The 11226-nt window shown below is 67.3% G+C and carries 11 protein-coding genes; 8 read left to right on the top strand and 3 right to left on the bottom strand.

The window, feature by feature from the left end:
* Window positions 1-335: 335 nt before the first annotated feature.
* Complete coding sequence (locus NBW77_RS06720; protein ID WP_165485760.1) at window positions 336-1478, top strand: CaiB/BaiF CoA transferase family protein; 1143 nt, start codon at window positions 336-338, stop codon at window positions 1476-1478.
* A 309-nt stretch (window positions 1479-1787) separates the two neighbouring features.
* Here the strand turns inward: NBW77_RS06720 and NBW77_RS06725 are convergent, their stop codons facing one another.
* Both NBW77_RS06725 and NBW77_RS06730 read right to left on the bottom strand, forming a co-directional pair.
* A complete protein-coding gene (locus tag NBW77_RS06725; protein ID WP_250279443.1) occupies window positions 1788-3764 on the bottom strand; it encodes an APC family permease in 1977 nt (658 codons plus the stop codon).
* Between the two features lie 351 nt (window positions 3765-4115).
* Window positions 4116-4370, bottom strand: a complete 255-nt coding sequence (locus NBW77_RS06730; protein WP_131744826.1) for a hypothetical protein — start codon at window positions 4368-4370, stop codon at window positions 4116-4118.
* On the opposite strand from NBW77_RS06730, the gene NBW77_RS06735 reads away from it, so the two are divergent.
* The 7 genes from NBW77_RS06735 (at window position 4363) to NBW77_RS06765 (ending at window position 10593) form a co-directional block, all read left to right on the top strand.
* Window positions 4363-5178: a right-handed parallel beta-helix repeat-containing protein gene (locus tag NBW77_RS06735; RefSeq protein WP_250279444.1), complete on the top strand. Its 816-nt coding sequence runs from the start codon at window positions 4363-4365 to the stop codon at window positions 5176-5178. The two genes, NBW77_RS06730 and NBW77_RS06735, sit on opposite strands and share 8 nt — an antisense overlap.
* Before the next feature lie 438 nt (window positions 5179-5616).
* Window positions 5617-6663, top strand: coding sequence for an amidohydrolase family protein (locus tag NBW77_RS06740; protein WP_131744824.1), 1047 nt, complete (start codon window positions 5617-5619; stop codon window positions 6661-6663).
* A gap of 123 nt (window positions 6664-6786) precedes the next feature.
* Window positions 6787-7785, top strand: a complete 999-nt coding sequence (locus tag NBW77_RS06745; RefSeq protein WP_131744823.1) for a methyltransferase — start codon at window positions 6787-6789, stop codon at window positions 7783-7785.
* A 460-nt stretch (window positions 7786-8245) separates the two neighbouring features.
* Window positions 8246-9010, top strand: coding sequence for an SDR family NAD(P)-dependent oxidoreductase (locus tag NBW77_RS06750; RefSeq protein ID WP_207386767.1), 765 nt, complete (start codon window positions 8246-8248; stop codon window positions 9008-9010).
* Window positions 9011-9181: 171 nt separating this feature from the next.
* The gene (locus tag NBW77_RS06755; protein WP_131744822.1) at window positions 9182-9685 is read left to right on the top strand and encodes an ester cyclase; all 504 of its coding nucleotides are present in this window, start codon (window positions 9182-9184) and stop codon (window positions 9683-9685) included.
* Between the two features lie 165 nt (window positions 9686-9850).
* Window positions 9851-10237, top strand: a complete 387-nt coding sequence (locus NBW77_RS06760; RefSeq protein WP_131744821.1) for a hypothetical protein — start codon at window positions 9851-9853, stop codon at window positions 10235-10237.
* A complete protein-coding gene (locus NBW77_RS06765; protein ID WP_131744820.1) occupies window positions 10234-10593 on the top strand; it encodes a hypothetical protein in 360 nt (119 codons plus the stop codon). Before NBW77_RS06760 ends, NBW77_RS06765 begins: the two co-directional genes overlap by 4 nt.
* A 143-nt stretch (window positions 10594-10736) precedes the next feature.
* On the opposite strand, the gene NBW77_RS06770 is transcribed toward NBW77_RS06765, so the two are convergent.
* On the bottom strand, window positions 10737-11226 hold a 490-nt coding region (locus NBW77_RS06770; RefSeq protein ID WP_250279445.1), incomplete at its 5' end, for a lysylphosphatidylglycerol synthase transmembrane domain-containing protein.

Below are 11226 nucleotides of genomic sequence, written 5' to 3' on the forward strand. Positions count from 1 at the left end.
GACAATCCTGTATCGGTTTCGTTCCTGTCAACGGGGCAGTCGGCCGGCCGTGGTCAGCCTGTCGGTACAGCAGGTCGAGCCGGGCCTGCCCTCGCCCGCATCGGGAGTCCAGAGCGGCCGAGAAACCGGCATCGATACCAGTCCCTCCGGGGACTGGTATCGATGCCCCAAAGCACCTATCCTATACAGGATTCGGCGAGAAGGCGCACTGGAAAACGAGGTGAACGCCACCCACTTCACGACAGTGCCATATCCGCACCCATCAGTCGGGAATCGAGCTGGGGTTCGCGGTCTTTTCCGGGCCCGACGACCATCCCTGCCGTGAGGAGAAACCCGTGCCGTACAGCCCACTTGCCGGGGTGCGCGTACTCGACCTCGGCATCCTTATTCCCTCGGCGCTGGTAGGCCACCGGCTCGCCGCGCTCGGCGCCGAGGTCGTGAAAATCGAGCAACGCGGCCGCGGGGACCGCGTACGGATGATCCCTCCCTTCACCGAGGGCGAGAGCCAGCAGTTCCGCTCCCACCTCTGGGGACGCCGCTCGATCGAGCTCGATCTACGTGACGCCGACGACCAGGACACGTTCCGACGCCTCGCGGAGGTCGCCGACGTCGTGGTCGAAAACCAGCTCGCCGGCACCTGGGCACGCCTCGGGCTCGACCTCGGTGAGCTGCGTGCCCAGCGGCCCGAGTTGGTGGTCTGCTCCCTTACCGGTTTCGGCCAGACCGGCCCGCTCGCTGCCCTGCCCTCCCACGGCCTCAACATGGACGCTCTCGCCGACGGCCTGTCGGTCCAGTGGCGCGACGGCCAGCAGCGGCTCGCTCCGACGCACACCAGCTGGGGGAACGAGCTCGGATCACTGCATGCCTCGTTGGCCATCGTGTCCGCGGTGCTCGCGGCGAAGATGACCGGAGAAGGCGCGTGGATCGACGTCTCCTGCTGGGACGCACTGGTCGAAAGCCACCGTGCGGAGATCGCCACGCAGTGGCGGACCGGAGAGCCCTGCAACGCGCACGAGCGGCCGATGGGACCGCTCTACGACATCTACCGGGCAGGTGACGGCCGCCCGGTGCTCTTCGGCGCACTCGAGCCGAAGTTCTTCGAGCGCTTCTGCGCCGAGGTGGGACGACCGGACCTCGTGTTTCACCATGGTGGCGGCGAGATCGAGTTCGGGTTCGGAAACGAGACGTTGCGGCGCGAGCTCGAGGGCGTCTTTGCCCAGGCCACCGCCGAGGAGTGGCAGCGTCGCTTCACCGAGTGGGACGTCCCGGGCAGCCCGGTCCTGCAACTGCCCGACGTCATCCGGCTCGAGCACTTCAGCGCCCGCGGCATGCTGGAAGGAGCCGAGGGGACCTGGCCGAACGTCCTGCTGCCCATCCGCTGGCACCACGCCGACGAGCGGGCCGGTACGGGGCTGACACCGCCGCCCGACCTGGGGGCTGACACCGACGACGTCCTACGCGAATGGCTCGGCCCGTAGGGCTCGGCTTCATCCGGCGGATGAATGACCAGATCGCCAGCCAGGTTGTGGTCCCCACCGACACGACGAACGAGGAGTGGGGACCACAACCTGGCTCAGGCCTACCCGTTGGCGTTGTTGGACGGTGAGCCGCCCGTGCCGGTGAGGGGCACGAAATCAACGCTCCCACCACCGGTCGAGGGGCAGTTCACAGTGTAGTTGTCGCCGTACATGTTCACGACGTGTCCGGTGCCACCGGACGGGATATCCTCGATCGGCGACCTCGCCCTGGTCCCCTCCTCCGGCCGAAAGCAGCCCCGCCCGCTCCGATCAGGACTCCGGCTCAGTGGCAGCCACTGGTGGTGTGTCGATCGGCCAGGGGACGCTGGTGACCGCGACTCCGGGCTGGAACAGCAGACGGGCCTTGATACGCAGCGCGCTCTGGTTGTGTAGGACCTGCTGCCACCAGCGGCTCACGACATATTCCGGGATGACGACGGTGACGATGTCACGGGGACTGGACCGGTGGACCGAGCGGACGTAGTCGAGCACCGGCCGGGTGACTTCGCGGAAGGGCGAGTCGAGCACCCGTAGCGGTACCTCCACACCGTGGCTGTCCCACTCGTCCCGCAGCGCCTGCGCCTCCTCCGGGCTGACCGCCACCGTCACCGCCTCCAGGGTGTCCGGGTTCAGCGCCCGGGCGTAGGCGAGCGCACGCACGGTGGGCAGGTGTAGCCGGGAGACGAGCACCACCACGTGGTTGCGGCTGGGCCGGGTCAGTTTGACGGTGTCAGATACGGCGAGCTCGTCGGCGATCCGGTCGTAGTGCCGCCGGATGCCCCGCATCAGCCCGAACAGCAGCGGCATCGCCACGACCACGATCCAGGCGCCCTCGAGGAACTTGGTGAACAGGACGATGACCAGCACAAGCCCAGTGACACTCGCACCGATCGCGTTGATGATCTGGGAGTTTCGGACCCGCCGGCGCGCCGACGGGTCCGTTCCCGCCTCGGCGGCTGACCCGGCCAGTTCCTTCTGCCAGTGCCGCACCATCCCGGCCTGGCTGAGGGTGAAGGAGACGAACACCCCGATGATGTAAAGGTGGATCAGTGAGTTCGTGTTCGCGTCGAACACGACCAGCAGGAGCGCGGCGGCCACGGACAGCAGGACGATCCCGTTACTGAACACCAGTTTGTCGCCGCGGTTGTACAGCTGGCGGGGCAGGAACCGGTCGCGGGCCAGGATCGAGGCCAGCGCGGGGAACCCGTTGAACGCGGTGTTCGCGGCGAGGATCAGGATGCCCGCGGTGAACACCGTGTTCCAGTAGTAGAAGAAGGTCTTGCCGAACACCGCCGCGTCGACCTGGGAGATCGCTGTGGGCACGGCGGTACCGGGCGGCAGGCCGACGTACTGGGAGGTGCTCTCCGCCATGTGGACGTGGCTGACCAGCGCGAGCACGGTGATACCGACGAACATGGTGACCGCGAGGAACGCCATCCCCTCGAGCGTTCGCGCGGCGTTGCGGCTCTTGGGACGGCGGAACGCCGGCACCCCGTTGCTGATCGCCTCGACTCCGGTCAGCGCGGTGCAGCCGTTGGCGAAGGCGCGCAGGATCAGCAGCACCGCGAGGACACCGGTCGTGCTGCTCGTCGCCCTGATGCCGTAGCCGGCGGTCTCCGCCCGCAGCGGCTGCCCGGCGAAGCCCTTGTAGGCGGCCCAGGCGAACATGACGTAGATGCCGAAGACGAACCCGTAGGTCGGGATCGCGAACACCTGTCCGGACTCGCGCACCCCACGCAGATTCATGATCATGAGGAGGGCGACGAAACCGAGGGAGATCGGCAGGGCATGCGAAGCGATGCCGGGCGCCGCCGACGTGATGTTGTTGACGCCGGCGGCGACCGACACCGACACCGTCAGCACATAGTCGACCAGCAGCGCGCTCGCCGCTGCCAACCCGGCCGTCCGGCCGAGGTTCTCCGAAGCCACGACGTAGGCGCCGCCCCCGTTCGGGTAAGCGTGGACCGTCTGCCGGTAGGACAGGACCACCACGACCAGCAGCACGGCGACGGCCGCAGCGATGTAAACCGTGGTGTGGTAGAAAGTCAGCCCGCCCACGGACAACGCCACCAGGATCGCCTCGGTGGCGTACGCGACCGACGACAGCGGGTCGCTGCAGAAGACGGGCAGCGCCAGCCACTTCGGCAGCTCGGTCTCGTGCAGCCGGCTGCTGCGCATCGGCCGGCCCACCAGCAGCCGCTTGATCAGGTCGCTCACCGGCGCGCTGCGGCCAACCACCACGGGCACGGCCCCTCCAAAACGACGACACCGCCCGGACGTCGGTCGACGCCACGAGTGAAGCAGCCAGTCGACGCTACCGGTCAACAAGTGTGCTTGTCCGAACAGATGCGGGCCACGCGAACACGCCAGCCGTCAGCCACCCGGCAGAGCGACAACCCTCCGGCCGCCTACCACCATGGATTACGAACCTCCGATCACAACAAACCACCGCCAGGTCAACAGTTCGACATCTACCGGAGGAAGGTAGAAGTCATATTCGGTGGTCGTTGAGGGTTGGCGCTACTGTCATCGACCGGAGGGTCGAGGTCGCGATCCCGACGGCGCGTCAGCGCAAGGAGGAGAATCCACGGTGGGTTTTCACCGTCGCGCAAAGAGGCGGTTCGTACCTCTACTTGCCGGAGTGATGGTAGCCGCTGCCGGCGGGCTTGTCTGGTACACGTCGGCACCAGTGGCCCGGACGGGGACGACACCCGCGCCATCGACCTCCACCGAGGTGACACCCACGCCGGGTCCGCAGCCCACCGCGCCGACCTCCGGTGCGGTGACGACACCCACGCCATCGACCTCCGCCAGCGTGACGGCCGCGCCGAGTCCGCGGCCCACCGTGGTCACCGTGGTCACCGCGTTCCCGGACGCCAGTACCACCGGGGTTCCCGCCGGCACCCGGCTCGTCCCCTACACCGGCCCCATGGTCATTACCAAGGACAATACCGTCATAGACGGCCGACTCATCGATCGCAACACGGGCAGCGGCTACAACGACATGCTGATCATCCAGGCAAAGAACGTCCTGATAAAGAACTGCCGCTTCATCAACGCCGGCACCAACCAGGTAAGCGTGGACGATAGCTACCCTCAGGCCAGCGTCACCATCCAGGATTCCGAGTTTGCGCCGCCCTCGCCCCCCGATGCCGCTGTTCGCGGCCGGCACTGGACCCTCCTGCGCGACCACCTTCACGGCTTCCTCGACGGTGTTCATCCGGACGGCGACAATCGTATCCAGGACAGTTACATCCATGGCTTTATCCAGCCTGCCGCCGGTGAACATGTCGACGGCATCCAGACACTGGGTGGAACCGGTAACATCGCCTTCGAACATAACACCATCTTTTTTGAACCCACGCACGATATGGCCGGCGCCATTCAATTCGGTACCGAAAACGGCGCCACCCATGATGTGACTATTAATAACAACCTGCTGGCCGGCGGAACCTTCACCATCTATTCCAGTTATGGCTATGCGGCGTCCTTCAACATCAGGGTGACCAACAATCATTTTTCCAGGAGAATCTTCGCCTACTACGGGGCCAACGGTTACCTCTATCCCGGTTGGACCAGGACGAGCAATGCCCCTGGTGGCGTCTGGACCGGCAATGTTGATGCTGATACCGGCGCCGCCATCCCACTGCCCGACCACTGAGCCGATCAGAACTTTTTGTATGACGACGGGCGCGCGATCTGCTGTATCGGCACGGGTAGAGCATCCGCGTCCTGAGTATCACGTAGATCCCGACGGTCCGGGCTCCCTCGTTCTTCGTCGCGACGTGTGAGTTCTCCGGGAAGCTGGTCAAGGTCGACCTACGGTCACTGTCGGTGGTGAGCTACCTGACGGTCGGGGCATGCCGCAGGACACCAAGGCCAGCAAGATCAATTTAACCGCTGGCGGAGTCCCGGCCGGCGGCGCACCACACCGACAGGACGACCGCGTCCAGCTCACCTCCTCACGCGCTTACCACACACACGGAGATCGGAATGGACTGTGGCAACAAGTACCCACGTACCCCTGTTACCCCCCGTGAGGGGGCGGGCGCTGTCACCCTGACGCCACCAACCCTGCGCACGGTGGAGGACTCCCGGTTTGAGCGCGACAGACCATCACGGTCAGCCGCCCGGCGGCAGGTTCATCGACGTCCATCACCATGCCCTGCCACCGACGTTGAAGACACTGTGCGTCGAGCGGGGCCTGCTGCCCCCGGTAGGCGGACCACCGTTCGCGACCTGGGAACTGTCCGCCGCCCTGGACACGATGGATGCGAACGGAATCGAGGCGGCTCTGGCCTCGGCCGCGATCCCGAGCGAGTCCCTCGACGGTGACGAGGCGTGGGCCACCCGGCTCGCCCGAACCGCCAACGAGTCGCTGGCAGAGATCGTCCGGGAACACCCGACCCGGTTCGGCTTCCTCGCCTACCTTCCCCTGCCGTTCACAGACGCCTCGCTCGTCGAGATCGCCTACGCCTTCGACACCCTCAACGCCGACGGCGTCATCGTGAGCAGCCACGCGGGCGAGACATATCTCGGGGACAACAGCCTCGACGCGGTGTTCGCCGAACTCGACCGTCGGGAGGCGGTCGTCCTCACCCACCCGTTCAACCTTCCGTCCTGCGGTGTGACGCCGTTCCCGTCGTTCCTCGCCGACTTCATGCTCGACACAACCCGAGCGGCCATCCAACTGATCACATCGGGAACGCTGGGCCGCTACCCGCACCTGAAGATCATATTGCCGCACGGTGGAGGATTCCTGCCCTATCAGGCCGCCCGGCTCAGCATGGGTCAGGCCCTGGGCTACGGCATCGACACGGCGACCATGACAGCCGCCCTGCGGCGCTTCTACTACGACACGGCCGGGCCGATGTCGCCGTACTCGACCCCGACGCTGCTGGCCGCCACCGGCAAGGACGCCGCCCGCATCCTGTACGGCTCCGACTACAACGCGATCCCCGCTCCGGGAATCGCCGCCGCATCCGAAGCACTGCGCAACGATCCCGCTCTCGACCCGAACACGCTCCGCAGGATCGGCCGCGACAACGCGCTGCGACTCTTCCCAGCACTCGCCCACCGGCTGGAGCCGGTGGCAGTGAACGGTCAGGGTAGTCCGGAAATCACACACGCACTACATCCCGGATAAGTGGACCACCATTCAGGAAGAATTATTCAAAACACTTTGATCGGCGGAGTCGAGCCGACGCCCGTCTACGGCCATACCGATCGAAGCCCAAACTCTGAACAGCATTCAGAGAAAGGAATTACAATGAACGGGCACAACGAAAAACCCGCACAGGTGACACCCGAGTCCATCCTGCGGATCTCCGCCGGTTACATGGCGGCCAAATTTCTGTTCGTCGCGTCCCGGATCGGCCTGTTCGAGGCGCTGGCACACGGATCGCGCACGGCGGCGCAGCTGGGCGCGGCGGTCGGTGTACCGGCCCGGTCCGCGCGGATCGTCGCCGACGCGATGGTGAGCGTCGGCCTGGTCAACCGGGACGGCGACGAGTACAGCAACTCCCCGGCCGCACAGACGTTCCTGGCCGGTGTCACGCCGGCCGACCGACGCCCCATCCTGCAATCGTGGGACCAGATCAGCTATCCCACCTGGCAACGGCTTGAGGCAGCGGTGCGCACGGGCGATCCCCAGACGGAGCCCCTTTCCGCGGCGGACCAGGCGGTCCTCTCGCTCGGAATGGAGGTCAGCACCGGAGACACCGCCGTAGCGCTACCCGTCCGCTACTCCTTCGCCCCGCACCAGCGCCTGCTCGACCTCGGTGGCGGTACCGGCTCATTCTCGCGCGCGGCACTGGCCCGTAATCCCCACCTGTCCGCCACGCTGTTCGAACTTCCCCAGACCGCCGCCGTAGCCGCGTCACACGTCGAGGGGCTGGCCGACCGGGAACGGCTGGACATCGTCGAGGGTGATCTCTTCGCCGACCCGATACCGAAGGACCACGACGTGCTACTACTGGCGAACGTGATCCACCTCTTCCCACCGGAACGTAACCGCACCCTGCTGGGCCGGGTCCGCGAGGCGGCCCCGGACGGTGCCCGCCTGTTGCTGGTCGACCTCTGGACCGATCCCACCCACACCGACCCGCCGTTTGCGGCGCTCATCGCGGGTGAGTTCCTGCTCGTCGGCGGCGGCCACTCCTACAGCGTCGAGGAAATCACCGAACTGCTGACAGACACCGGCTGGCAGTTCGACGGACACCAACCGCTGGCAGGTCCGGCCTCCCTCGTCCTTGCCACGGCCGGGTAGCCGCCTCCCCGTCAGAGCCACGGCGCCGTGTTCCGCAGGACGCAGGAAGGACCCGTTCCGCGGAACACGGCGCCACTACCGGAGACCGGGAGAAAGTGCGTAAAGCGTCATCCCTACAGCCTGATCAACCCCCACACCGACGATCCGCGTCGCCGCCACGGTCTCCGTGCGCCGTGCTGTACCACCAGTCGATGTGACGACGCCGGCACCGGACCGGAATTCTGGTCCGGTGGACCGCCGTCAGAATCGTCTACGTGATCCTGTTGGCATAAAGCTGCCACGTCATGCTCCTGCCACACCAACCCCGAGACACGAAAGACCCGATACAGCATGCTGCCGTAGGGGCAGCAACCGGACAGATCAGGCGCTGTTGGGGACAGCGGTCGATCCGGCCGGCATAGGACGACACCGACGTCACGCTGGCTCATCCGCGTTCTCTCCACACAGTCAGGGAGCAGGAGTGTCGATATTCTCCGACCGCGCGCCGCTGGACTTCGGGCTCAAGGGCAGGTCGGCCCTGGTCACGGGGGGCTCCCGCGGGATCGGGCGCGCCGTCGTCCTGGCGCTCGCGCAGCAGGGCGCCTCCGTGATCGCCTGCTACGTGCACGACAGTGACGCGGTCACCTCCCTCGCCGGCGAACTGGAGCAGCTGGACGCCGACGCGCAGCTCATGCGCGCCGACGTGTCGGTGGAAGCCGACGTGCACCGGCTACTCGAAGCTGTCCGGGACCGGTTCGGCGTCCTCGACATCCTGGTCAACAACGCCGCCACCGTCACCCAGCTGCCCCTGCACCAGCTCGGCCTCGACCAGTGGCGGCAGGTACTCGACACCAACCTGACCAGCCTGTACCTCATCCACCGGGCCGCCCACGACCTGCTGGCCAACGACGCCTCGATCATCACCATCGGTTCGGCCGGTTCGCTGCGCGGAGTGGCCGACCGCACCCCTTACATGACCTCCAAGGCCGGCGTCCTCGGGTTCACCCGGTCGCTGTCCAAGGAACTCGGGCCGCGGGGCATCCGGGTCAACACAGTGGCGCCCGGTTCCACCGAGACCGACCAGATGGCCGGGATGCCGCCAGCCAGACGGGCACAGGCCGAGGCCCGGACCGCGCTGGGGCGGGTCGCCCAGCCCGAGGAGATCGCCAGCGCGGTGCTCTTCCTCGCCAGCGACGCCGCCCGCTACATCACCGGAGCAACCCTGCACGTCGACGGCGGAATCTGATGATCAGAACAGCCCTGCGGATGCGGGTCCACCCCGGCCTGGACGACGACTGCACCGCCGCCGGGCAGACGGTCACGTCGCGCTGACCCCGCCCCGGCACGCGCTGCGCGAAGACACGGAGACAGACCTTTCAGAACTCCTGGTACCTCGAGATGGAGACGAACGTCGACCATGAGCGATACGACCTTCGCGGACATCGCGGAGCGCAACCGGCAGGCGGTCCTCGACCACTTCCGGGCGTTGGAACGCGGCGATCTCGACGCCGCCCTGGCCGACTTCGACCCGACCATGGTCAACCATCGCATCGAGCCGGGCAGCGCACCGGGACGCGCGGGGCTGGCCCAGACCCTCGCCGTCGTCCTGGCCTGCTTCCCGGCCGCGACCTGGCACGTCGAGAGCATCGTCGCCGACGCTGAACTGGTCGCCGCGCACCTCATGGTCGAAGGCGACGCACACGGAGTGATCATGGGTGTGCAGGCCACGGGCCAGCGGGTGACCTGGCGGCACATCCACTGGTTCCGCATGTCGAACGGAACAATCATCGAACATGATGCCATCCGTGACGACCGTGGACTTCTCCGTCAGCTCGGCATGAACGTCCGCGGCCCGCATCCCGGAGGACTCGGCGGAGGACTTCCCCAAGGCACCGGCGGCGAGAAGGGTCGTACGCAGTAGGACTGCGCCGGCCGGCCCATATCGCCGATCCGGCCGGGTTCGGGTGGATCCTGACCAATCCTTGACATGACCCGAATATTTCTTTCATCCAACTTCGCGAGGTTGTCGGTGTTGCCTGCGGGTTGCCGGCAACACCGACACGGTAGAGATGAACGAGGAGTGGACATGAGGAAGCAAGGAGTGGTAGGGGTCCTGCTGACCGCCGCGGCAGCGGTCTGCCTGGTGGCGGCCCCGGCCCGCGCGGACACCGTGCCCACGAAACCCGCCGTGCCCACGGAGCGGGTCAAGGCGGTCTGCACGCGGGTCGATCTGGCTTCACAGCGGGTGACCGAGACGCTGGGCATCCTCCAGGCCGGCCCGAACACCAAGGGGTCCATCGCCTACCTGCAGGCCCGGATCACCAAGGCAACCTCAGCCGGCCGACAGCAGGAGGCCACCCAGCTCACCGGACGACTCGCGGTCCGCAACGACCGGCTCGCGCTGCTCAAGGACCGCCAGACCCTGCTCGCGACCTACAAGCAGGACTGCGCGAAGGCGCTCGGTTCCGCATGAGTACCCGCGCGTCGCGACGCCGACGGCTGCGACACCGACGGCTGCGACACGCCGGTCTCGCGCTGGTCGCGGGCCTGGCCCTGCTGGGCGCGTCAGGTTGTAGCCCGCAAGCACACCGACAGGCCGTAGCGCAGGATCCATCAGCCGTCCCATCCGCCGCCACCGCCGGAGGCTCGCAGACCGGCCCGAGCGTGGGTGGAACCGTCACCGGGAGCCCGCAGACCGGCCCGAGCGTGGGTGGAACCGGCACCGGGGGTATCGACCAGTCCCTGCTCAACCAGATGAGCAGTGCTGCTGACAGCGCACAGTCGCTGGCCGACCAGACACAGCAGGAGACGGCCGCCGACCCCGGCTGACCAGGTCCGGCCGGGCGCGGGACCTGCGCCCGGCCGGAATAGACCGTTCCGCGGAACGGGCGCGCTACCGGCCCCGAGGCGCGGTCCGTCTGGAACCGGCGGCGCCCCCGCTGGGATGCCGGCACCACCGTCGGATGGTTGCCTCAGATGATCCGTCGGCGCAGGAGGAACGCGAAGACGCAGGCTCCGGGCATCAGCGGCACCCAAACCGTGAGCAGCCGGTATCCGAGGACCACCCCGATCGCGGACGGGGAGGAGACGCCGACCGCGATGAGCCCGGTCGCGAGGGTCACGTCGAGTGCGCCCAGCCCACCTGGTGAGGGCACGATGACGGACAGCGACGACGCGACCAGGTAGATGACGACCACGGTCCCCGCCAGCGTGGGAACCCCGAGCGCGCGCAGCACGGCCACGAGGATCAGGGCGTGCAGCAGCGGTACCGCCAACGATCCCAGCCACAGCTTGGCGGCACGGGCCGGGTCGCGCACGACAGCTACCAGCGCCGTCGCCTCCCGCCGCACGTGGTCCCGGGCTGCGGCGCACCACGCGGCCGGCCGCTTCCCTGGCGCGGACCTGCGTCGGATAAGCACGGTTGTCGCGACCAGAGCGAGTACGAACGCGGCCGTCATCGCC

The sequence above is a fragment of the Frankia sp. Cppng1_Ct_nod genome (assembly GCF_920656135.1).
GTDB classification, from domain to species: Bacteria; Actinomycetota; Actinomycetes; order Frankiales; family Frankiaceae; genus Protofrankia; species Protofrankia meridionalis.